Below are 22,174 nucleotides of genomic sequence, written 5' to 3'. Positions count from 1 at the left end.
CCGTGGGTGCCTATGCTGTGTGCGCGTCCCTGACGGCGGGCGGAGTCGCACCCTGGAGCACCCAGCGGTTGCCGTCCGGATCGGCAAAGTGGGCAAACAGCACGCCGCCCATGTCCTGGACCTCGCTGATGTCTGCGCCCCGGCCCACCAGTTCGGCGCGAAGGGCGGGGAGGTCCGGCGCCACCAGTTGCAGTCCTTCCAGGCTGCCGGGCTCCATGGCGGTCATCCCCGTGCCGATGACTACTGACGTGGGTGAGCCCGGGGGAGTCAGCTGCACCACCCGCATCCCCGGGAAGTGCTCCACATCGTGGTCCAGCACGAAGCCCAGCTTTTCGGTGTAAAACTCTTTGGCCCGGTCGACGTCGGACACGGGAACCTGGACAACTTCAAGGCGCATTTCCATGCGCGCCACTCTACCTTCGCGACAGTGCTTTTGCGGGGGAATTTCATGAAGGCTGCGCCCGGAAACTTGCAAATGTTAAGGCTGCCCATTCAGGTGCGACGGACTTTCCTCAAGATCGAATCAAGGCTGGCGCAATATTGCCCGAGCATTGGCTGGCAGGCCGGAATTCGTTCCGCCCCCGGAATAGGCTCAACGACGAGGAATTTGTCGGGCTTAGCAGCAGGCCCGGCAGGTGCGGGGCCGCAATTTATTTGGGCCCTCACAAATGGGGGAAAATGTCCGATTATCCGACCCTTCTGGGGTCATTTCCGTCTGCGCCGGCACCGAAGCCGCCGCAGAAACCGCGCGCATCAACGTTCATCGTTGGCGCCATTACCGCATTGTTTATGCTGCTTGGCGCTTTGAGCGGCGGCGTGGGCGGTGCGCTGATTTTCCTGGCCATTTCCGTGGCGCTCACGGGCCTTTACGTCCTGGTCACCGGTCGGCGCTCTTGGGCCTGGCTGCCTGCACGACGCAGGGCCGGCGCCGTTGCGCTCGGCACAGCATTCGCCCTCCTGGTTGCCGGCGGTCTCGCCCTGCCGCGTTCCACCTCGGCGGACCTTGAGGCGGCCGCCGCGGCGGGCACGGCGAAGGAAACGCCCCCGACGGCGGCCGCCGCACCTTCGGCGGCAGCGTCGCCGTCGTCCGTTCCCACTCCGTCGGCTACGGCGCAGGCCAGCGGCGAACCCCTAGACCCGGACACGGCTTTCGCCCTGGCGTCCGGAGTTACAGCCGCGGCGCCGAACGCCCAGCCGGCCTACGCCACCACGGCACTCGACCTGCTGGCCACGCTCCCCATCAAGGGCCGGGCGCCAAAAACGGGATACGACCGCGCGCTGTTCGGGCAGGCATGGGCGGATGTGGACCGCAACGGCTGCGATACCCGGAACGACATCCTCAAGCGGGACCTGACGGGCGTCGCGTATGTCAACAGCGTCCCGTGCAAGGTGAAGTCCGGGATGCTGGCCGATCCCTACACGGGCTCGAACATCAACTTTGTCCGCGGCTCCACCACCAGCACTGCCGTGCAGATCGACCACGTGGTGGCGCTCAGCGATGCCTGGCAGAAAGGTGCCCAGCAGTTGAGCACCGAACAGCGCACGGCGTTCGCCAACGATCCACTGAACCTGCAGGCGACGGACGGTCCCACGAATATCAGGAAGGGCGACAGCGACGCCGCCACCTGGCTCCCGCCGAACAAGGGTTTCCGGTGCGAATACGTTGCCCGCCAGATTTCGGTGAAGGCTACCTACTCGCTGTGGGTGACCCAGGCCGAGCATGACGCAATGGCCCGGATCCTGGCGGACTGCACCGGGCAGCTGGCACCTACCGACCAGAAGGCGCCTGTTGTGGCTGAACCTGCGCCGGCTGCGCCCGCACCAGCTGCCGTGCAGCCTGCACCCGTTGCACCCGCTCCTGCTGCACCGGCCGCTCCCGTCGCCCCGGCCCCGGCCCCGGTAGCCCCGGCTCCCGTCGCGCCCGCTCCTGTTGCACCTGCGCCCGTTGCACCTGCCCCGGCTGCTGCCTACTACCCGAACTGTGCTGCCGCGCGGGCCGCCGGAGCTGCGCCGCTATACGCCGGGCAGGCCGGATACCGCTCAGCCCTGGACCGTGACTCTGATGGCATCGCCTGCGAATAGTCCCCTTTCGCTTCCCGGTTTTCGACTTTCATCCGCATCACCAACACATCGCATTCCTAGGGGGAATCATGAACAACCTGTACGCTGCTGCCCGCCCGAACGCGGGGCAGCTGAAGAAATCGCTGGCCATGGCCGTGCTGGCAGGGCTCCTGCTGACCGGCTGCGGCGGCAAGCAGGCGGCAGTGGAGCCGGCCTCGGCTGCCACTCCTGCCGCGAGCGCAACTGCCGAAGCCGCCGTGGCCGTTCCGGGCGTGGTGGGGATGACCCTGGACAAGGCAAAGAAGCAGCTCGAGGACCTCGGGTTCAAGGTCGAAACCGTGGACAGCGTTGACGGCAGGAAGATCCTGGTGGATAAGAACTGGCACGTGCTGACCCAGGACCCTGCCGGCGGCGCCAGGCGGCAAAGGGTTCCACGGTCCGTCTTGGGGTGAAGTCCCTCGAGAAGATTGCGGAGGAAAAGTCTGCAGCGGAGAAGGCAGCCGCCGATAAGGCTGCTGCCGAAGCTGCCGCGGCCGCGAAGGCTGCTGCTGACAAAGCCGCCGCCGAGCAGGCAGCCCAGGCAGCTGCTGCGCAGGCCGCAGCTGATCAGGCCGCGCGTGACAAGGCGGCCGCCGACCAGGCCGCCCGGGATGCTGCAGCGCAGGCGGCGCAGCAGGCGGCGCAGCAGGCTGCACAACAGGCGCAGCAGGCGCCCGTGGTGCCCGCGGCACCCGCAGTCCCGAACTACGTCACACCCGGAGCGTTTTGCAGTGGCGGGGCGGGCGTGAGCAAGACCGGGAAGGCCATGGTTTGTGCCCCAGCGAAAGATGGACGTCTGCGCTGGCAAAGCGCCTAAGCCGATCAATTCTTAGCTCGTCTTACGTGGGGCTCAGCCGGACACTCGGCCGAGCCCCATGTTTGTCCCCGATAATGCGGAATCGGTGTCAACGCTTAGGGCTACCTAACGGCCGCCGCCCCCGCCCCGACAGTCACATTCGGTTCCGTGCCGCGAACCGGTGGCGGACGCTGCCGGGCGCGCTAGTCTGGCTTCACCACGCGGCATCGCGTGACCTGGGAGCAGCGGGCAGGGTTGTAATGAGCTGACCGACCCGCCCGCGAGCCGAGGAAGCTGATGCACCAGGACCAGGACACCGCCCGCCCCGAGACGCTGCAATGGTAGCGCCCGTGGCCCCGCCGCAGCCGAGGCGGAAGAAAGTTCGCCACCCCCGCCTCTCAGTGGGGGAGCGGGTCCACTTTGCCGAAGGGACCACCACCGGCACGGGCACCGTGGACGCCGTCACCTCCGACTACGCGATCGTCTGGGTGTGGACGGACGAGGGCCAGGGGCGCCGGATGTTCCTGCAGGGCTATGGCAGCATCGTTTCCTCCGAGCCGAAAGAGTCGGACATGTCCGACGACGGCGCCTGAGCAGGTGCCCCGCGGCACCGGCGCCTTAGCGCTCCGGTGTGTCCTCCTCCGGAAAGAAGCGCTGGACTCCGGCCGCGGCGTCCCGCAACGCCCCGCCGTCGAGCATCACGGATGTTTCCGCCACGTCGAACTGGGTCCACTGCGCCACCAGCCGGAGGTCGCCTACCGGGGGCAGCGGCCCCAGCCACAGCGTGCCTGAACCGGAGAGTTCGTCGTCACCACCGCTGCCTCCGCCGCCGTGGAGGGCGAGGACAGGAGGGGTCGGTTCCACGGCGGGTTCCATGAACCCCGGAACCGGCTGGTGAGCCGTGCTCGCCTTCGAACCGTCCGGGAATTCCACTCCGAACATGAGGTTGTTCTGTTGGGCCCCGCCGTGGCGGTGGCCCATTCCGGGCTGGAAGAAGGCGTGGTGCAGGTCGGACCAGGCGTTCTCGTCCTGGTCGCCGCGGCGGAAGAGCCAGCCAATGGTGAACAGGCATCCGGTGGAATACACGTCAGCGCTTTTGAGGGTCAGAACCACAGTTGGCGTCAAGTGCAGGAACCGGCCCAGGTTCACAACCACCGGCAATTCGTGGGCCGGTGCGCCCGCCCACGGCGGCGGAATGTAGCGCGTTGCCCTGGGCTGGGGCGGCCGGGGTGGAACGGGAAAGTCCTGAAAGAAAGTCACTGTGCTCCTGGGGTTCCGCTGGCTGCGACTGACCAGCGGAACAGCGGCACGCCACTGTGGATCCCCCAATCCGTCCTGATCCGGCCAGTCTAGCTCCGCGAACCCTCCTTGATGTGCGGCGCGTCACGCGGAATGATGGCGCGCATGGCTACCTTCACCGGATCCGATGACCTGCGCGGTGCCGAATTCTCCGACGTCAGCCTCCGAGTGGCGCGGTTCGTCCGGAGCAGCCTGTCCGGCGTCGTGATGCGCGGCGTGGAGATTGACGGCGCGGACATCGATTCGCCGTGGCTGCTGGAAGATGACGGGTCCCTGTACGTGAACGGCGTGAACGTGGCTCCGCTGATCGATGCCGAGCTCAACCGGCGTTTCCCCGGCCGGGAGCTCCGGCACGCCGCGGATCCTGCCGGCCTCCGCGACGCCTGGGACCGGCTGCAGGAGGCGTGGGCTGCCACCATGCAGCGGGTGGCCCGGATGCCACCCGGTACCGAGGACATATCGGTCGACGGCGAGTGGACCTTCGCGCAGACGCTGCGGCATTTGGTGATGGCCACGGATAAATGGCTGCGCGGGGCGGTCCTGGGCATCGACAAGCCGTACCACCCGGCCGGCGAACCGAACGCCGAGTACGGGACGGACGGACTGGACATGTCCGTCTTCCAGAAAACCAAGCCGTCCTATGACGAGGTGCTCGAGGTCCGGGCCGGGCGGGTGGCCATGGTGCGGGACTTCATCGCCGGTACCACCGCCGAGCAGCTACAGGCGACGCACCCGGCACCGGACGAACCGCGCTTCACCGTCACCACACTCGACTGCCTGCACGTCATCCTGCACGAGGAGTGGGAACACCACAGGTTCGCGGTCCGCGACCTGGACACGATCGAAGCGAAGGCAATGCATGCGGGTGAACAGGACGGCTGAACAGCAGGTCTAATCACCCAAACTCAGCCCCGCCCTCCGCACACCTGCCTCCGCACACCTGCCTCCGCGCCCGGATTACGCCTCGTGCTCTCCCTTGGCTGCGGGCTGGCGCCGGGAGACGAGCACCGGACCCTTGGCATGGTGGAGGATGGCATGGGCAGTGGAGCCGATGCTGCCCTTGATGACTCCGTGCCCTTTGGTTCCGACGACGGTCAGGCGGGCTCCCTCGGAAGCGTGCAGGACGGCGCGGGGTACCGACGTGTCGGTGAGGAGTTGCTTTTCCACAGTGAGTCCCGGGGCAAGGTCCCGGGCCCTCGCGACGGCGGCGTCGAGGAGTGCCTCCGCTGCGGCGCCGGGATCCACGGGCTCGCGGACCAGCCGGTAGCCTGCGGGCACCGTCCGGACGTGGGTGACGGTGAGCCGGGTTCCCGCTGCAGTGGCTGCAGTGCAGGCATCCTCGAGTGCCGCCTGCGAACCCGAGTCGTCAACGGCCACCAGCACGGGTCCGTCAGGGTTGCCACCTTGCCGGATCACGGCAACGGGACACGGCGCCGTAGCTGCCAGTTCCAGGCTCACGGAACCGACCAGCAGCCCCATGAACCCTCCCAGCCCGCGGCTTCCCACCACCAGGAGTTCCTGGTCCACCGCGATTTTGGGAAGATGCACGGCAGGGCTGCCGGACACCAGGCTGGTACGGACGTCGACGCCGGGGGAGGCCTGTTTCGCGTGCCCAACACCCTCTTCGAGCGTGACTTCCGCAGCCCGCTGCAAACCGCTGTCCGCAATGCCGGGGACCGGGCCAAGGTTCTTCGTCAGCAAGGGCCAGAGCGTGCAGTGCACCAGATGCAGCTGGACGTTGCGCAGTGTCGCCTGTTGCGCCGCCCACCGCACCGCCCGTGCGGCCGGTTCCGAACCGTCATAGCCCACCACGATGGCTTTGGATTCCACAATGCCCCCATTCCCAGGTGCCGGCCGCCACGTCGTCGTGGAGCCGGGGTCGTTTGCCTTATGCCGATCCTAGGGCAGGCCACGCTGGGGCACAGTGCCAATGTCCCCTAAAGCGGACCGCACCTCCGGAGACAGGATCTACAGCGACCGGACCAGCTCCCGTCCTACGGTCAGGCCGGTGAAGAGGCAGCCGCCCAGGAACGTCCCCTCCAACGCGTTGTAGCCGTGGGCGCCTCCGCCGCCGAACCCGGCAGCTTCCCCGGCGGCGTAGAGTCCCGGTACAGGGGAGCCGTCCTGCCCGAGAGCCTGGCCGGCAAGGTTGGTCTGGATCCCGCCGAGGCTCTTGCGGGTCACCACGTGCAGGCGCACCGCGATGAGCGGCCCCGCGGCAGGATCGAGGATCCGGTGCGGCTTGACGGTGCGGAAGAGCCGGTCGCCCAGGAAGCGGCGGCTGTTGCGGATGCCCGCCACCTGCGCGTCCTTGGAGTAGGGGTTCCGCACTTCGGCGTCGCGTTCTTCGATCTGCCGCCGAAGGTGCCCGTAGTCCAGCAAAGCCTCGGCAGTGAGCCCGTTCATGCCGCGGACCAGGTCCGCCAGGTTGTCAGCGACCACGAAATCGGCGCCGTGCTCCTTGAAGGCCTCGATGGGACCCGGTGCGCCCTTGCCCAGACGGCTGCGGAGCAGGAGCCTGACGTCACGGCCGGTGAGGTCAGGGTTCTGTTCCGACCCGGAGAGGGCGAACTCCTTCTCGATGATCCGCTGGTTGAGGATGAACCAGGAATGGCTGTGCTGCTGGAGGTCCGGGGTGGTCCGCAACAAACGGAGGGTGCCAAGCGTGTCGTACCCGGGGAGCCCGGGCGCGGGCAGGCGGCGGCCCAAGGCATCGAACCAAAGCGACGACGGCCCTGGCAGGATCCGGATGGCGTGGTCCGGCCAGATGGGGTTCCAGTTCTGGATGCCCTCGGTGTAGTGCCACATGCGGTCGCGGTTGACCAGCCGTACCCCGGACCCCTCCGCGATGTCCAGCATGCGCCCGTCCACGTGTTCCGGCACACCGGTCACCATTTTCTCCGGCGGCCTTCCCAGCCGTTCCGGCCACCAGCGCCGCACCAGGCTGTGGTTGCCGCCAATGCCGCCGCTGGCGATCACCACCGCCTGGGCCCGCAGCTCGAATTCGCCCACAACGTCCCGGTTCGAGGAAACGCCGCGCGGCGAACAATCGGGTGCCAGGACCGAGCCGCGCACCCCGGTGACAGTACCGCCGTCGTACGTTAAACCGTCCACCCGGTGCCGGAAATGGAAGCGGACGCTCCCCGCTGACGCCGCCGCCCGCGCCTTGTCCGCGAAAGGTTCGGAGACGCCGGTACCGGTGCCCCACGGGACGTGGAAGCGGGGCACCGAGTTGCCGTGCCCGCCCGCACGGCCGTCGCCGCGCTCGGCCCAGCCCACCAGCGGCGTGAACCGGATGCCCTGCTGATGCAGCCAGGAACGTTTCTCGCCCGCGGCAAACTCGACGTAGGCGCGGCCCCACTGCTGCGCCCACCGGTCCTCGGCGAGCGGTCCGTCCAGCCGGTCCCACTGCGCCGAGCCCTGCCAGTCCTGCCAGGCCAGGTCGAAGGAGTCCCGGACGCCCAGGCGGCGCTGCATGGGGGTGTCCACCAGGAACAGGCCGCCGAGGGACCAGAAAGCCTGGCCGCCCAGGTTCGCCGCGTTCTCCTGGTCCACGATGGCCACCCGCTCGCCGGCCCGCACCAGCTCGTTGGCCGCCACCAGCCCTGCCAGCCCGCCGCCGATGATGATGACGTCAGCGTCCATCCGAATATCCGCCCTGGTTGAGAGATAAGTGAGAGTCCAGCATCAACCTACAGCAGCGGCGGGATAGGGTCGTGGACATGTTTGAACTGGCCTCCCCGGATGTTTCCTTCTACCGTTCCTTCCTCGAGTCGCACCGCGAATGGGCCGGCGCCCACCAGGACGGTGCCGGGCTGTTCGCGGGGGATGACGTCAGCAGCCCGGCCGGGTTCGAGGCCTGGGTGAACAAGCTGGCGAATGCCGAACAGGCGGACGGGACGGGCGGTATTGTCCCGTGCACCTACTGGTGGATCACCGAGGACTCCCGGTATGTGGGGTCCATCGCTTTCCGCCACTACCTCACGCCGGCGCTGCTGAACTCGGGCGGGCACATCGGCTACGGCGTCCGCCCGGCCCGCCGCGGCGAGGGTGCTGCAACCTGGGCGCTGCGCGAACTGTGCACCCGCCTGGCTGAACGCGGCGAGCCGGACCGGGTCCTGCTGACCTGCGACGACGGCAATGCTGCCTCGGCACGGACCATCGAGCGGTGCGGGGGCAAGTTGGAGGACGTCCGGCCGGATGACGACGGCGGGCACTTCAGGCGGTACTGGATCGACCTGGCCCGCGGCACCCGGGAAGGCGGCGCGGGCACCCCCGGTGCCCGTTAGCGGAAAGGCGGGGGAGCGCCGCTCACCGTGAATCTCCCACCACTCACCGCAGGAATCATACGTTTACTGATCATTTGGCGCAGGATGGCCGGAGGCGTATCGAGGTGCCAAAAGGTCCGAGGGCAGGGCCATGAGCCTCTGGACTGCCGGACACTGACGTCTACTTGAGCAGGGGAAATCATCCATGGGCTTCCTGGACCGTGAAAGAACCATCGCGCCGGCGGGTTTCAACCGCTGGCTGGTGCCGCCGGCGGCGCTCGCCGTCCACCTCTGCATCGGCCAGGCGTACGCCACCAGCGTGTACAAGACGGCGCTGGTCAAGCATTTCGGCGCCAGCCTCACCGAGATCGGCCTGATCTTCTCCATCGCCATCGTGATGCTGGGCCTGTCCGCCGCGATCATGGGTACATGGGTGGACCGGAACGGCCCGCGGAAGGCGATGTTCACGTCGTCCATGTTCTGGGTGGGCGGCTTCCTCATCGGCTCGCTGGGCATCTTCACGCACCACCTGTGGCTCGTCTACCTGGGCTACGGCGTGGTGGGCGGTATCGGCCTGGGCATCGGGTACATCTCGCCGGTGTCCACGCTGATCAAGTGGTTCCCTGACCGGCCCGGCCTGGCCACCGGCATGGCCATCATGGGCTTCGGCGGCGGCGCGCTCATCGCCAGCCCGGTATCCACAGCGCTGCTCAAGGCGTACGATCCCAACTCCGGCACGCAGGGCTGGGTGGCCAGCGGCGATGCCGTGGGCAAGCTCTTCCTGACCCTCGCCGTCGTCTACCTCGTGTACATGCTGTTCGGCGCCTTCACCATCAAGGTCCCCGCGGACGGCTGGCGGCCCGCCGGCTTCGACCCCGCCAAGGTCGAGGCCGCCAAGCTGGTGACCACCGAGAACGTCTCCGCCAAGAACGCCGTGAAAACCCCGCAGTTCTGGCTGGTGTGGGTGGCACTGTTCTGCAACGTCACGGCCGGCATCGGCATCCTGGAACAGGCGGCACCCATGATCCAGGACTTCTTCAGGGGGCCAGACGGCGCGTCCCTGGTCAGTGCCGCCGTCGCCGCGGGCTTCGTGGGGCTGCTGTCCATCGGCAACATGGCGGGCCGGTTCGCCTGGAGTGCCACCTCGGACATCACCGGCCGCAAGCGCATCTACATGCTGTACCTGGGCGTCGGGGCACTGCTGTACACGGTGTTGGCGCTGGCCGGATCCAGCACCACCATCCTGTACGTGGCGCTGGCGTTCCTCATCATCTCGTTCTACGGCGGCGGTTTCGCCACCGTGCCCGCCTACCTGCGCGACCTTTTCGGCACCTTCCAGGTGGGCGCCATCCACGGGCGGCTGCTGACCGCCTGGTCCGCCGCCGGCGTCGCGGGCCCGCTGATCGTCAACGCCTTCCTTGATGCCCAGGGCAAGCCCGGCCAGCTGACCGCGGCGTCATACCAGCCCGCGTTGCTAACCATGGGGGCGCTGCTGGTGGTCGGGTTTGTGGCGAACCTGCTGGTCAAACCCGTCAGTGCACGATTCCACGAACCCCGCCCGGACCGGGACCGCCCGCACGAACCCGCCATGGAGGCCTGAGATGAGCAACGTGCCCAACAACAATCCCTCGGCACCGGACAACACAGTGGCCGTCAACACCGCCACCGGCAAGCTCGCCTTGGGCTGGGCCCTGGTGGGGGTGCCGCTGGCTTACGGCGTCTACGAAACCCTCACGCGGGTGGCGGCCCTGTTCGGCTGAGTCGTCCGCGTTCGACGGCGGCCCGCGACTTCGTCACGCATAGCATGCTTTTAGGGCACCAACGACGGCGGGCCCTGGGTTTCCGGGGTTTGGTCGCCGCCGTCGGGCTGAAAGCGTGCTGCGCGTGACGCATGATCAACCGCTGACGACGCCGGCACCCGGGTCCGGTGCCGGCGCTGCCGCATCCCGGCGGGTCAGGGAGGACCGGCCCACCAGCGCCACGAACAGCGTGAGCAGCGCGGTCATCAGCACACCGAGGCCCATGTGGACCTGCAGGAGCCCGGTGCCCAGTGCTGCGCCGGCCATGATGAGCCCCACGGCGGCGAGCCGGCGGCCCCAGAACGGGTGGGTGCCGGCGCCGAGCCGTGAATCGGCGGCCAGTCCGGTGATGGTGGAGGTGACCACCACTGTGGACACGTCCTTGACGTTGAGGTGCCGTGCGGTGGCGGCCTGAACCCCCATGGACACTGCCAGGACGCCGGTGATCGCGACCGTCAGCGGCTCGTTGTTCCGCGGCGTCACACCGCTGAGCAAGGCTACGGCCACGGCGGCCATCACCGTTCCGACGCCTACCAGCAGCGCGCTGGTGCGGTGCGACCAGCCGGATGTGGTGAGGCGAAGGGTGCGGCCGGAAACCAACGCCCCCGCCATGAAACCGGCCAGCGCCACCACCGGCCCAAGCACGGGCAGGTTGTCGCCGCCCATCAGCGCCATGCCCAGGATCACCACGTTGCCGGTCATGTTCGCGGTGAAGACGCGGTCCAGGCCCAGATAGCCCACCGCATCGATCACCCCCGTGGAAAACGTCAGCATCAGCATGAGCACCAGGTGCAGCCGGGACGGTTCGGCGGGGAAGAAGCGTGCGGGCATGCGGTCGCCTTTCGCTGGTCCGGGGACACGGGAGGTTTCCAGTATGCGCCGGTGTCACGCAGAGCATGCTTTGAGATGACGCACGACGGCGGAGCCTTGGTATTTCCTGGTTCCGCCGTCTGCGGGAGGCCAAAAGTATGCCGTGCGTGACGCCGGCCCCGGACGAAGGTGCGCGGCAGTGAAGGCGGGGTCAGGCAGCCCGCTTCGCCAGCCGCCGTCGTAGGATCACCGAGGTCAGCCACGTGACGAGGCTGCAGGCCGCGGCACCCCAGAGGATGTCCGTCACGGCCACCAGTGCTGTGAAGTCCTTGAGGACGGCGAGCCCGGTGAGCGCCCAGGTGGCGTAGGTGAAGAACCCGAACAGCGCCGCCCCGGTGACCCGCTGCCGGATGGTCGCGTCGGGGCTGTTGGGCCGGACCCCATAGTGGACCATCCCGGCCACGAAGATGACGTAGAACAGGACGGCAGCCACGAAGTTGGTCTTGTCCGCGAGGATTCCGCCGATGGCCGACTGGTACAGCGGATTCGCCACCCCCAGGATCCACACCACGTCCAGCACCGCGAAGATGAGGGCTGCGACGATGTAGGCGGTCAGCCAGTTTTTGGTGCGGTGGTTCATGCTGGACTCCTTGTGTCGGTGTAAAGGTTTTCCACGAAGTGGCGGGCGCGTTCGGTGAAGACGGATCGTTTGAGTTTCATGGTGGGGGTGACCATGCCGTGGTTCTCGTTCAGGTCAGCGAGCAGCAGCACGAACCTGCGCACCTGTTCTGACCGAGCGAGCCGGGCGTTTGCGGCGCTGACCACTTTCTCCACCGCGGTGAGCAGCCGGGCGTCGTCAATTTCGACGGCGCCGCCGTCGTCGGGAATGCGCAGCCCGGCGATGTCGGATATGCCCTCCCGTTCGGCCCAGGCCGCCACGGTTTCGGGGTCCAGGAGAACCAGCCCGCCGAGGTATGGCTTACCCTCTCCCACCATCACGGCATGGGCCACCAGGGGATCGCCCTCGACGTAGCCCTCCCAAATGGAAGGCGTCACGGTCTTGCCGCCGGCGGTGACAATCACATCCTTGATCCTGCCCCTGAGTGTGAGCCGGCCCTGGGTGTCCAGCTCGCCCAAGTCACCGGTCCGGAAGAATCCGTCAACGAAGGCGTCGGCACTGTCGGCTGACCGTCGGTACCCGGAGAAGACACCTATGCCGCGGGCCAGCACTTCGCCCTCGTCCGAGATCCGCACGGTGGTACCGGGCATCGGCACACCCACGGACCCGGAGCGGATTGCGCCGGGCAGGTTGCCGGTCAGCGGGGCGGTGGTCTCCGTCAGCCCGTAGCCTTCGATGACCGGCAGGCCCAGGCCGCGGAAGAAGAGGGACAGGTCCGCGTCCAGTGCGCCGGCGCCGGAGAGCAGGCAGTCCAGCCGTCCGCCCACCAGCGCGCGAAGGCGGGCGTAGAAAAGCCGGTCGAACAGACCCCGCCGCGCACGCAGCCCAAGCGGGGCACGGAGGGAAGCGTCGGCGTCGTGTGCTTCCATGAACCTGCCCCACTCCACTGCGGTGCCCTGTGCCATGGCCCACACCCCGCCCAGGTGCTTCTGCGCCGCGGCCGCAGCAGCGGAAGCCTGGATTTTCTGCAGGACGCGGGGGACCACCACCAGGAACGTTGGCTTGAGCGCACCGAGAGCGGGGACCACATCGCGGGGGTCGGAGAGATGTGCGATGCGCATGCCGTTGGCCAGGCAGATCAGTTGCAGGCCGCGGGCCAGGACGTGCGCCATGGGCAGGAAGATGATGGTGTTGCCGCCCTCACGGACCACGCTGGTGTAGGCGGCACCGACGTTGAGGATCTGGCCCACGAAGTTGCGGTGCGTGATCAGGGCGCCTTTGGGGGCCGCGGTGGTGCCGGAGGTGTAGACGATGGTGGCCACGGAGTCGAGGTCATGCAGCAGCCGTCGTTCCTCCACGTCGCTGTCCGGCACGTCCGAGCCGCGCTGGACAAGGGCTGCCAGATCGGCGCCCGGACGGGCGTCCATGGTCCAAACACCCAAGTGTGCCGAGCCGCTTTCGGCGAAGCCGTGGTCCAGCAGGGCGGCGTGTGCGGCGGTGCCGGCGATGGCCAGACGGACGGCGGCGTCCTCCAAGACGGCGGTCACTTGAGGCTGGGCGGACGTTTCGTAGATGGGGACCACGACGGCGGCGGCGAACCAGGCTGCCATGTCCGCCACCGCCCACTCATAGCGGGTGGGGGACATGATGGCCATCGCGTCGCCGGGCCGCAGTCCGGCGGCGATCAGCCCCTTGGCCAGCGCCCGGACTTCCTTGACGAACTGCCCGGTGGTCACCTGCTGCCAGGAATCGCTCACAGGAGCGCCGCTGGCGCGGACCTCGAAGGCGACGTGGTCCGGGGAGGTACGGAAGCGGTGCATCAGCAGGTCAGTGGCGTTCCGATGTTCGGACAGGTCGGCCAGCGGCGGCGAGGTGAACTCTTTCATGGGGTTTCTTTCTCGGAAAGGTAGTGCAGATGGTCCTGCATGAGGTGCATCGCGACACTGAGGAAGTCGCTGACGGCGTCCTGTCGCATGCGGGGCAGGGCCTCGATGTGCTGGTTGGTGGACGCCATCAGAGGCCGCATGAGGTCCATGACGTCCTTGGTGGCGGCGGGGGTGGCGCTGACATGCACGTGGCGACGGTCCTCTTCCGACCGGAGCCGTTCGGCGTAGCCGTGCGCTTCCAGCCGGCTGACGATTGCAGTGGTGGTGGCAGCCGTGGCCCCCAGGGTTTCGGCAAGCTTGCCCACGGTGACCGGCCCGGAATGGCTGAGCGCCGAGAGGGCGCGGTAATCGGTGAGGTTCAGTTCCAGCCGGCGGGCCACCTCCCGCTCGGTCTGGGTAGCGAGGTCGAACAGCGCCTGCAGCGCTACGGCGGCGGGGTGATACGGCAGGTTCACGGTTCCTCCTCCGCTGCGCTGATAGTATTTATGGTTATCTAGTGATCAAATTAATTTGAATACATGAAAGACTAGCAGGAGTGGTTGGGACCGGCCGCGCAGAAGCGCGCGGTGGACCAGGGGAAAGGAATCTGTCCGTGAACGAAAAGAGCCGCAAGGCCCTCATCAGCACAATTATTGCCGTGGTGGTGGCGGCGCTCATCGCCCTTGCCGGCAGCCAAGGCGGGTCCACGATCGGCGGGTTCCCGGTGTTCGGCCTGGGGGTTGCCATTGCCTTCGTGATCCAGTGGCTGGTGTTCATCCCGTCCTACAAGGCGCAGACGGAGAAGTTCTACGATCTCACCGGGGCCTTGACATACATCTCCATCACGGTGTTCCTGGTGCTGGCGTCCCCCGGCGTGGACGCCCGCGGCATGCTGCTGGCGGCCATGGTGGTGCTGTGGGCCGGGCGGCTTGGCAGCTTCCTCTTCCTGCGGATCAGCAAGCACGGCAAGGATGACCGCTTCGACGAGCTCAAGCCCGACTTCTTCCGTTTCCTGAACACGTGGACCATCCAAGGCCTGTGGGTGGTACTTACCGCGGCGCTCGCGTGGGTGGCCATCACGTCTGACAAAAAGGTAGGCCTGGACTGGTTTTTCTGGGTGGGCCTGCTGGTGTGGCTCGCGGGCATGTCCATCGAGACCGCCGCAGACGTCCAAAAGAACCGGTTCAAGGATGACCCCGCCAACAAGGGCCGCTTTATCAGCACCGGGCTGTGGTCCAAGTCCCGCCACCCGAACTACTTCGGCGAGATCACGCTGTGGGTGGGCGTGGCGATCATCGCCCTGCCCGTGCTCCAGGGCTGGCAGTGGGCGGCGCTGATCTCCCCGGTGTTTGTTGCCCTGCTACTGACCAAGGGCAGCGGCGTGCCGCCCCTGGAGAAGAAAGCGGACAAGAAATGGGGCGGGCAAGCCGACTACGAGGAATACAAGAAGAACACCCCCGTCCTGGTGCCGAAGCTGAAGTAGGTTTTCCCTCCGGTTACCCGGTCGACGGCGGCACTTGAAAAGTAATCCCCTCGATGAGTTAGAATTCACTCATCAAGGGGAGTACTCCCGTCTGTGATAGGCCCGTCAATACGGATGCAGCGAAGCATTCCGGGCCATCGGCTCCGGTTCAACCGGGCGGAGGAGACCTTGGCGTATCTGTCAGCGCCAACCCCTTGGAGTACCCAAATGCAGGTAACACCACTGATCTGGATCATCACCCTTGCTGTGACCGTCCTGTTCTTCGTTTACGAATTCTTCGCGCATGTGCGCAAACCCCACGAGCCGTCCATCGGTGAATCGGCGCGCTGGTCCGCGTTCTACATCGGACTGGCGCTGCTGTTCGGCGTCGGGATCGGCATGGTCTCCGGCTGGAACTTCAGCGGTGAATACTTCGCCGGCTACCTCACCGAGAAGGCCCTCTCGATCGACAACCTGTTCGTCTTCCTCATCGTGATGAGCGGATTCGCGGTCCCGAAGAAGTACCAGCAGAAGGTGCTGATGATCGGCATCGTCATTGCGCTGATCCTGCGTGGTGGCTTCATCGCCATCGGCGCCGGCCTCATCGAGAACTTCTCCTGGATCTTCTACATCTTCGGCGCGCTGCTGCTGTTCCTGGCCTACAAGCAGGCGTTCGGCAGCCACGACTCCAACCCCGCCGACGGCAAGTTCATGCAGCTGGTCCGCCGCGTCCTGCCCGTCACTGACGAGTACCACGGCGATAAGCTCACCGTGAAGAAGGGCGGCACCCGCTTCTTCACCCCCATGATGCTGACCATCATCGCCATCGGGTTCGTGGACCTGATCTTCGCCGTCGACTCCATCCCCGCCATATACGGGTTGACCAGCGAGGCGTACATCGTCTTCACCGCCAACGCGTTCGCCCTGATGGGCCTGCGCCAGCTGTTCTTCCTGATCGGCGGTCTGCTGGAACGCCTGGTCTACCTGGCCCAGGGCCTGGCGGTCATTCTCGCCTTCATCGGTGTGAAGCTGGTCTTCCACGCCCTGCATGTCAACGAGCTGTCCTTCATCAACGGCGGCCAGCCGCTCCTGTGGGTCCCCGAGATTCCCATCTGGTTCTCGCTGGTGTTCATTGGCGCCACCATTGCTGTGGCCACAGTGGCCAGCCTGATGAAGACAAGGGGTGATGGCGACAAGAACGACCGCCATACGGTGGAAGGCGGCACTGTTACTGCTGCCTCCAAGGACCAGCGGGAAACGGATCAGCAGTCCGACGACGACCTGAGCCCCACCGCGGGGGCGCCCAAGTAGCCACTGTGACCCACTGCATATCGGGCAGTTCTGGCCGCTAGACCGGCTGGAGAGCATCAACGGCCCCCGGAATCCCTGTATTTGCAAGGGTTTCCGGGGGCCATTCCTTGTGGGTGGGGGTGGATTTGCGGTGGGGTTGGTGGGCGTGTATTGTTTTCTAAGTCGCCGCGAGGGAGACAGCGAAGAGCTGGTAACCGCGGGCGGCCAAACTCCCAAAAACCAAGACCAAGATTTAGTTGCTCTTCAGGGCGCTGAAAACTGGTGGGAGCGGTCATCTTCCGCTTCAAGTCCTGAAACACGGATTTGCATCGGACCGGGTGGTCGGGTAACTTTGGAAAGTTGCTCCGGAGCGATCCTGAACGGAATGTTTGGGTGGTGCCGGGTGTGTCTGTTGTTTGAGAACTCAATAGTGTGCCAAGTTTGTTGATACCAATTTATTGTATTGAATTGGTTGAATTTGCTGTGCCGCCACCCCGTGGTGTGCATGGTGTTTTTGGCTGGTTTCAAATTTTGTGCATCCATTTTGTCCCGTTATTTCCGGGGTTGGTGGGTGTGTCTGTTTGTTTTCAACGGAGAGTTTGATCCTGGCTCAGGATGAACGCTGGCGGCGTGCTTAACACATGCAAGTCGAACGATGAACCTCACTTGTGGGGGGATTAGTGGCGAACGGGTGAGTAACACGTGAGTAACCTGCCCTTGACTCTGGGATAAGCCTGGGAAACTGGGTCTAATACCGGATATGACTGATCATCGCATGGTGGTTGGTGGAAAGCTTTTGCGGTTTTGGATGGACTCGCGGCCTATCAGCTTGTTGGTGGGGTAATGGCCTACCAAGGCGACGACGGGTAGCCGGCCTGAGAGGGTGACCGGCCACACTGGGACTGAGACACGGCCCAGACTCCTACGGGAGGCAGCAGTGGGGAATATTGCACAATGGGCGCAAGCCTGATGCAGCGACGCCGCGTGAGGGATGACGGCCTTCGGGTTGTAAACCTCTTTCAGTAGGGAAGAAGCGTAAGTGACGGTACCTGCAGAAGAAGCGCCGGCTAACTACGTGCCAGCAGCCGCGGTAATACGTAGGGCGCAAGCGTTATCCGGAATTATTGGGCGTAAAGAGCTCGTAGGCGGTTTGTCGCGTCTGCCGTGAAAGTCCGGGGCTCAACTCCGGATCTGCGGTGGGTACGGGCAGACTAGAGTGATGTAGGGGAGACTGGAATTCCTGGTGTAGCGGTGAAATGCGCAGATATCAGGAGGAACACCGATGGCGAAGGCAGGTCTCTGGGCATTAACTGACGCTGAGGAGCGAAAGCATGGGGAGCGAACAGGATTAGATACCCTGGTAGTCCATGCCGTAAACGTTGGGCACTAGGTGTGGGGGACATTCCACGTTTTCCGCGCCGTAGCTAACGCATTAAGTGCCCCGCCTGGGGAGTACGGCCGCAAGGCTAAAACTCAAAGGAATTGACGGGGGCCCGCACAAGCGGCGGAGCATGCGGATTAATTCGATGCAACGCGAAGAACCTTACCAAGGCTTGACATGAACCGGAAACGCCTGGAAACAGGTGCCCCACTTGTGGTCGGTTTACAGGTGGTGCATGGTTGTCGTCAGCTCGTGTCGTGAGATGTTGGGTTAAGTCCCGCAACGAGCGCAACCCTCGTTCTATGTTGCCAGCACGTGATGGTGGGGACTCATAGGAGACTGCCGGGGTCAACTCGGAGGAAGGTGGGGACGACGTCAAATCATCATGCCCCTTATGTCTTGGGCTTCACGCATGCTACAATGGCCGGTACAAAGGGTTGCGATACTGTGAGGTGGAGCTAATCCCAAAAAGCCGGTCTCAGTTCGGATTGGGGTCTGCAACTCGACCCCATGAAGTCGGAGTCGCTAGTAATCGCAGATCAGCAACGCTGCGGTGAATACGTTCCCGGGCCTTGTACACACCGCCCGTCAAGTCACGAAAGTTGGTAACACCCGAAGCCGGTGGCCTAACCCCTTGTGGGGGGGAGCCGTCGAAGGTGGGACTGGCGATTGGGACTAAGTCGTAACAAGGTAGCCGTACCGGAAGGTGCGGCTGGATCACCTCCTTTCTAAGGAGCACCTACAGCTTTCTGTCCTGGATGTATGTCCGGTGGTGGGGGTTGTCAGGAGTAATGCCCGTTGCACGGACGAATGTTTCGTGGCGGGTGCTCAAGGGTGGAATATCAACAAATAGGTGCCTGGTGGCACGGACCGTTTGCTAGTACGGACTGATCTCTTCGGAGTTGGTCCTGGAACGTTCGGTGGTCTGGTCTGCTGGGTAGTGTTTGGCACACTGTTGGGTCCTGAGGCAACAGGACCGGGGAGGGCCCTTGGGGTTCTTGTCGGTACTTTGTTTCTGGTTTCCCTGCTGCACCGATCATGCATGGTGATCCCTTTTGGGGGGTTGTGTGTGGGGTGTGTGGTGTGGGGTTGTTGTTTGAGAACTACATAGTGGACGCGAGCATCTTGTATAAGAAGCAATTTCCAAGAATATGAACCTGGATCTGGTTCGTGCGCCTTTGGGTGTGCGGGTCGGTTTCTGTGGTTCTCTCGAAAATGTTTTTGATCTTTGTGGTCAAGTTTTTAAGAGCACACGGTGGATGCCTTGGCATTAGGAGCCGAAGAAGGACGTAGGAATCTGCGATAAGCCTGGGGGAGTCGATAACCGGACTGTGATCCCAGGGTGTCCGAATGGGGAAACCCCGCCAGGAGCGCGAGTTACCTGGTGACCCGCATCTGAACACATAGGGTGCGTGGAGGGAACGCGGGGAAGTGAAACATCTCAGTACCCGCAGGAAGAGAAAACAATAGTGATTCCGTTAGTAGTGGCGAGCGAACGCGGATCAGGCTAAACCGTTCCATGTGTGATAGCCGGCGGGCGTTGCATGGTCGGGGTTGTGGGACATTACGTGTCAGTTCTGCCGGGCTGACGGGGTGTGGGTGTGCGTATAGGTGAACGGTCTTGAAAGGCCGGCCAGAGAGGGTGTTAGTCCCGTAACTGTAATGCGTTGCACCGCCTTGTTGATGTATCCCAAGTAGTACGGGGCCCGAGAAATCCCGTGCGAATCTGTCAGGACCACCTGATAAGCCTAAATACTCCCTAATGACCGATAGCGGACCAGTACCGTGAGGGAAAGGTGAAAAGTACCCCGGGAGGGGAGTGAAACAGTACCTGAAACCGTGTGCTTACAATCCGTCGGAGCAACCTTGTAGTTGTGACGGCGTGCCTTTTGAAGAATGAGCCTGCGAGTTAGTGTTACGTCGCGAGGTTAACCCGTGTGGGGCAGCCGTAGCGAAAGCGAGTCTGAATAGGGCGTTTGAGTGGCGTGATCTAGACCCGAAGCGAAGTGATCTACCCATGGCCAGGTTGAAGCGACGGTAAGACGTCGTGGAGGACCGAACCCACTTCAGTTGAAAATGGAGGGGATGAGCTGTGGGTAGGGGTGAAAGGCCAATCAAACTTCGTGATAGCTGGTTCTCCCCGAAATGCATTTAGGTGCAGCGTTGCGTGTTTCTTATCGGAGGTAGAGCTACTGGATGGCTAATGGGCCCTACAAGGTTACTGACGTCAGCCAAACTCCGAATGCCGGTAAGTGAGAGCGTAGCAGTGAGACTGTGGGGGATAAGCTTCATAGTCGAGAGGGAAACAGCCCAGACCACCAACTAAGGCCCCTAAGCGTGTGCTAAGTGGGAAAGGATGTGGAGTTGCGAAGACAACCAGGAGGTTGGCTTAGAAGCAGCCATCCTTAAAAGAGTGCGTAATAGCTCACTGGTCAAGTGATTCCGCGCCGACAATGTAGCGGGGCTCAAGTACACCGCCGAAGTTGTGGCATTCAAATATTAGCTAAGCCCTTGTGGTTCAGGCGTTTGGATGGGTAGGGGAGCGTCGTGTGGGCAGTGAAGTCGCGGTGGAAACCAGCGGTGGAGCCTACACGAGTGAGAATGCAGGCATGAGTAGCGAAAGACGGGTGAGAAACCCGTCCGCCGAATGATCAAGGGTTCCAGGGTCAAGCTAATCTGCCCTGGGTAAGTCGGGACCTAAGGCGAGGCCGACAGGCGTAGTCGATGGACAACGGGTTGATATTCCCGTACCGGCGAAAAACCGCCCATGTTGAACAGGGGATACTAACTGCCCGAGACCTGCCCGATCACCCTTGTGGTGTGAGGGTTTTGGTGGAGCGCAGGACCTGATCCTGGGAGGCAAGCGTATTAACAGGTGTGACGCAGGAAGGTAGCCGAGCCGGGCGATGGTTGTCCCGGTCTAAGGATGTAGGGCGAGTGGTAGGCAAATCCGCCACTCATGATGCCTGAGATCTGATGGGACCCCCGTTTGGGGGGATTTGGTGATCCTATGCTGCCGAGAAAAGCATCGACGCGAGGTTTTAGCCGCCCGTACCCCAAACCGACACAGGTGATCAGGTAGAGAATACTAAGGCGATCGAGAGAATTATGGTTAAGGAACTCGGCAAAATGCCCCCGTAACTTCGGGAGAAGGGGGGCCCCAACCTTGATGGACACTTGCTGTCCGGAGGGGATCGGGGCCGCAGAGACCAGGGGGAAGCGACTGTTTACTAAAAACACAGGTCCGTGCGAAGTCGCAAGACGATGTATACGGACTGACTCCTGCCCGGTGCTGGAAGGTTAAGAGGACCGGTTAGCCTGTAAGGGCGAAGCTGAGAATTTAAGCCCCAGTAAACGGCGGTGGTAACTATAACCATCCTAAGGTAGCGAAATTCCTTGTCGGGTAAGTTCCGACCTGCACGAATGGAGTAACGACTTCCCCGCTGTCTCAACCATAAACTCGGCGAAATTGCAGTACGAGTAAAGATGCTCGTTACGCGCAGCAGGACGGAAAGACCCCGAGACCTTTACTATAGTTTGGTATTGGTGTTCGGAGTGGCTTGTGTAGGATAGGTGGGAGACGTTGAAGCCCGGACGCCAGTTCGGGTGGAGTCATCGTTGAAATACCACTCTGGTCACTTTGGACATCTAACTTCGGCCCGTAATCCGGGTCAGGGACAGTGCCTGATGGGTAGTTTAACTGGGGCGGTTGCCTCCTAAAAAGTAACGGAGGCGCCCAAAGGTTCCCTCAGCCTGGTTGGCAATCAGGTGTCGAGTGTAAGTGCACAAGGGAGCTTGACTGTGAGAGAGACATCTCGAGCAGGGACGAAAGTCGGGACTAGTGATCCGGCGGTACATTGTGGAATGGCCGTCGCTCAACGGATAAAAGGTACCTCGGGGATAACAGGCTGATCTTGCCCAAGAGTCCATATCGACGGCATGGTTTGGCACCTCGATGTCGGCTCGTCGCATCCTGGGGCTGGAGTAGGTCCCAAGGGTTGGGCTGTTCGCCCATTAAAGCGGTACGCGAGCTGGGTTTAGAACGTCGTGAGACAGTTCGGTCCCTATCCGCTGCGCGCGCAGGAAATTTGAGAAGGGCTGTCCTTAGTACGAGAGGACCGGGACGGACGAACCTCTGGTGTGTCAGTTGTACTGCCAAGTGCACCGCTGATTAGCTACGTTCGGATGGGATAACCGCTGAAAGCATCTAAGCGGGAAGCTCGCTTCGAGATGAGATTTCCATACACTTTATGTGTGAGAGGCCCCCAGCCAGACCACTGGGTTGATAGGCCGGATGTGGAAGCGAGGACTAACGACTCGTGAAGCTGACCGGTACTAATAGGCCAACAACTTACACCACACAGAAAAATACATAACTCTGCTTGCGTCCACTATGTGGTTCCCAACCAACAACCCAACACGTTGCTGGCCGGAACCAACACAACTGAATACAACACCACATGTTGTAACCACCAGATTTCCCAC

General features: G+C 63.8%; 18 protein-coding genes and 2 rRNA genes. 12 read left to right on the top strand and 8 right to left on the bottom strand.

What is annotated here, in order from left to right; all coding sequences use genetic code 11:
- Nucleotides 1-10: 10 nt before the first annotated feature.
- Nucleotides 11-403: a VOC family protein gene (locus OVA06_RS13355; protein ID WP_056084242.1), complete on the bottom strand. Its 393-nt coding sequence runs from the start codon at nucleotides 401-403 to the stop codon at nucleotides 11-13.
- Between the two features lie 275 nt (nucleotides 404-678).
- On the opposite strand from OVA06_RS13355, the gene OVA06_RS13350 reads away from it, so the two are divergent.
- The 4 genes from OVA06_RS13350 to OVA06_RS13335 all read left to right on the top strand — a co-directional run bounded on the left by OVA06_RS13350 (nucleotide 679) and on the right by OVA06_RS13335 (nucleotide 3,489).
- Nucleotides 679-2,082 (top strand): GmrSD restriction endonuclease domain-containing protein, encoded by a 1,404-nt coding sequence (locus tag OVA06_RS13350; protein WP_268158922.1) that lies wholly within the window; start codon nucleotides 679-681, stop codon nucleotides 2,080-2,082.
- Nucleotides 2,083-2,150: 68 nt separating this feature from the next.
- A complete protein-coding gene (locus OVA06_RS13345) occupies nucleotides 2,151-2,513 on the top strand; it encodes a PASTA domain-containing protein (RefSeq protein ID WP_268158920.1) in 363 nt (120 codons plus the stop codon).
- Nucleotides 2,510-2,917 (top strand): hypothetical protein, encoded by a 408-nt coding sequence (locus tag OVA06_RS13340; RefSeq protein WP_268158918.1) that lies wholly within the window; start codon nucleotides 2,510-2,512, stop codon nucleotides 2,915-2,917. The genes OVA06_RS13345 and OVA06_RS13340 overlap by 4 nt, the downstream gene beginning before the upstream one ends.
- A 317-nt stretch (nucleotides 2,918-3,234) precedes the next feature.
- The gene (locus OVA06_RS13335; protein ID WP_056084154.1) at nucleotides 3,235-3,489 is read left to right on the top strand and encodes a hypothetical protein; all 255 of its coding nucleotides are present in this window, start codon (nucleotides 3,235-3,237) and stop codon (nucleotides 3,487-3,489) included.
- A 25-nt stretch (nucleotides 3,490-3,514) separates the two neighbouring features.
- Here OVA06_RS13335 and OVA06_RS13330 read toward each other — a convergent pair whose 3' ends face one another.
- Nucleotides 3,515-4,156, bottom strand: coding sequence for a hypothetical protein (locus tag OVA06_RS13330; RefSeq protein WP_268158915.1), 642 nt, complete (start codon nucleotides 4,154-4,156; stop codon nucleotides 3,515-3,517).
- A 144-nt stretch (nucleotides 4,157-4,300) separates the two neighbouring features.
- On the opposite strand from OVA06_RS13330, the gene OVA06_RS13325 reads away from it, so the two are divergent.
- Nucleotides 4,301-5,077, top strand: a complete 777-nt coding sequence (locus OVA06_RS13325; protein ID WP_268158913.1) for a DinB family protein — start codon at nucleotides 4,301-4,303, stop codon at nucleotides 5,075-5,077.
- A gap of 75 nt (nucleotides 5,078-5,152) precedes the next feature.
- Here the strand turns inward: OVA06_RS13325 and OVA06_RS13320 are convergent, their stop codons facing one another.
- Nucleotides 5,153-6,025 carry a universal stress protein gene (locus OVA06_RS13320; RefSeq protein WP_326493580.1) on the bottom strand — a complete coding sequence of 291 codons (873 nt, stop codon included), beginning with the start codon at nucleotides 6,023-6,025 and terminating at the stop codon, nucleotides 5,153-5,155.
- A gap of 138 nt (nucleotides 6,026-6,163) precedes the next feature.
- Nucleotides 6,164-7,840, bottom strand: coding sequence for an FAD-binding dehydrogenase (locus tag OVA06_RS13315; RefSeq protein WP_268158911.1), 1,677 nt, complete (start codon nucleotides 7,838-7,840; stop codon nucleotides 6,164-6,166).
- A gap of 77 nt (nucleotides 7,841-7,917) precedes the next feature.
- Here OVA06_RS13315 and OVA06_RS13310 point away from each other — a divergent pair, with 77 nt between their 5' ends.
- From OVA06_RS13310 to OVA06_RS13300, 3 genes are all read left to right on the top strand, one after another.
- Nucleotides 7,918-8,484: a GNAT family N-acetyltransferase gene (locus tag OVA06_RS13310; RefSeq protein ID WP_268160789.1), complete on the top strand. Its 567-nt coding sequence runs from the start codon at nucleotides 7,918-7,920 to the stop codon at nucleotides 8,482-8,484.
- Between the two features lie 184 nt (nucleotides 8,485-8,668).
- Nucleotides 8,669-10,063, top strand: a complete 1,395-nt coding sequence (locus OVA06_RS13305) for an OFA family MFS transporter (protein ID WP_268158909.1) — start codon at nucleotides 8,669-8,671, stop codon at nucleotides 10,061-10,063.
- 1 nt (nucleotide 10,064) lies between these two features.
- Entirely contained in the window at nucleotides 10,065-10,223 is a 159-nt protein-coding gene (locus OVA06_RS13300; RefSeq protein WP_200937920.1) for an MFS transporter small subunit, read from the top strand.
- A gap of 135 nt (nucleotides 10,224-10,358) precedes the next feature.
- Here OVA06_RS13300 and OVA06_RS13295 read toward each other — a convergent pair whose 3' ends face one another.
- From OVA06_RS13295 to OVA06_RS13280, 4 genes are all read right to left on the bottom strand, one after another.
- A complete protein-coding gene (locus tag OVA06_RS13295) occupies nucleotides 10,359-11,093 on the bottom strand; it encodes a YoaK family protein (protein ID WP_268158906.1) in 735 nt (244 codons plus the stop codon).
- Nucleotides 11,094-11,283: 190 nt separating this feature from the next.
- Nucleotides 11,284-11,712, bottom strand: a complete 429-nt coding sequence (locus tag OVA06_RS13290) for a DUF2177 family protein (RefSeq protein WP_268158904.1) — start codon at nucleotides 11,710-11,712, stop codon at nucleotides 11,284-11,286.
- Entirely contained in the window at nucleotides 11,709-13,577 is a 1,869-nt protein-coding gene (locus tag OVA06_RS13285; RefSeq protein WP_268158902.1) for an AMP-dependent synthetase/ligase, read from the bottom strand. The genes OVA06_RS13290 and OVA06_RS13285 overlap by 4 nt, the downstream gene beginning before the upstream one ends.
- Nucleotides 13,574-14,032 (bottom strand): MarR family winged helix-turn-helix transcriptional regulator, encoded by a 459-nt coding sequence (locus OVA06_RS13280; protein WP_268158900.1) that lies wholly within the window; start codon nucleotides 14,030-14,032, stop codon nucleotides 13,574-13,576. The genes OVA06_RS13285 and OVA06_RS13280 overlap by 4 nt, the downstream gene beginning before the upstream one ends.
- A gap of 137 nt (nucleotides 14,033-14,169) precedes the next feature.
- On the opposite strand from OVA06_RS13280, the gene OVA06_RS13275 reads away from it, so the two are divergent.
- From OVA06_RS13275 to OVA06_RS13260, 4 genes are all read left to right on the top strand, one after another.
- Nucleotides 14,170-15,039, top strand: a complete 870-nt coding sequence (locus OVA06_RS13275; protein ID WP_268158898.1) for a DUF1295 domain-containing protein — start codon at nucleotides 14,170-14,172, stop codon at nucleotides 15,037-15,039.
- A gap of 207 nt (nucleotides 15,040-15,246) precedes the next feature.
- On the top strand, nucleotides 15,247-16,329 hold the full coding sequence (locus tag OVA06_RS13270) for a TerC family protein (protein ID WP_268158896.1): 1,083 nt from the start codon (nucleotides 15,247-15,249) through the stop codon (nucleotides 16,327-16,329).
- A gap of 566 nt (nucleotides 16,330-16,895) precedes the next feature.
- Nucleotides 16,896-18,417: ribosomal RNA gene (locus tag OVA06_RS13265) — 16S ribosomal RNA — on the top strand.
- Nucleotides 18,418-18,921: 504 nt separating this feature from the next.
- Nucleotides 18,922-22,049: ribosomal RNA gene (locus tag OVA06_RS13260) — 23S ribosomal RNA — on the top strand.
- Together the 16S and 23S rRNA genes form the textbook arrangement of a ribosomal RNA operon.
- Nucleotides 22,050-22,174 lie beyond the last annotated feature (125 nt).

Origin of the sequence: Pseudarthrobacter sp. SL88, assembly GCF_026672455.1 — a bacterium.
Lineage (GTDB): Bacteria > Actinomycetota > Actinomycetes > Actinomycetales > Micrococcaceae > Arthrobacter.
This window is presented reverse-complemented; position numbering and strand designations above follow the sequence as displayed.

Coding starts and splice junctions, on each gene's coding strand:
- OVA06_RS13355 (WP_056084242.1), bottom strand. CDS start 403: ATGGAAATGCGCCTTGAAGTTGTCCAGGTTCCCGTGTCCGACGTCGAC.
- OVA06_RS13350 (WP_268158922.1), top strand. CDS start 679: ATGTCCGATTATCCGACCCTTCTGGGGTCATTTCCGTCTGCGCCGGCA.
- OVA06_RS13345 (WP_268158920.1), top strand. CDS start 2,151: ATGAACAACCTGTACGCTGCTGCCCGCCCGAACGCGGGGCAGCTGAAG.
- OVA06_RS13335 (WP_056084154.1), top strand. CDS start 3,235: ATGGTAGCGCCCGTGGCCCCGCCGCAGCCGAGGCGGAAGAAAGTTCGC.
- OVA06_RS13325 (WP_268158913.1), top strand. CDS start 4,301: ATGGCTACCTTCACCGGATCCGATGACCTGCGCGGTGCCGAATTCTCC.
- OVA06_RS13315 (WP_268158911.1), bottom strand. CDS start 7,840: ATGGACGCTGACGTCATCATCATCGGCGGCGGGCTGGCAGGGCTGGTG.
- OVA06_RS13310 (WP_268160789.1), top strand. CDS start 7,918: ATGTTTGAACTGGCCTCCCCGGATGTTTCCTTCTACCGTTCCTTCCTC.
- OVA06_RS13305 (WP_268158909.1), top strand. CDS start 8,669: ATGGGCTTCCTGGACCGTGAAAGAACCATCGCGCCGGCGGGTTTCAAC.
- OVA06_RS13300 (WP_200937920.1), top strand. CDS start 10,065: ATGAGCAACGTGCCCAACAACAATCCCTCGGCACCGGACAACACAGTG.
- OVA06_RS13295 (WP_268158906.1), bottom strand. CDS start 11,093: ATGCCCGCACGCTTCTTCCCCGCCGAACCGTCCCGGCTGCACCTGGTG.
- OVA06_RS13290 (WP_268158904.1), bottom strand. CDS start 11,712: ATGAACCACCGCACCAAAAACTGGCTGACCGCCTACATCGTCGCAGCC.
- OVA06_RS13285 (WP_268158902.1), bottom strand. CDS start 13,577: ATGAAAGAGTTCACCTCGCCGCCGCTGGCCGACCTGTCCGAACATCGG.
- OVA06_RS13270 (WP_268158896.1), top strand. CDS start 15,247: ATGCAGGTAACACCACTGATCTGGATCATCACCCTTGCTGTGACCGTC.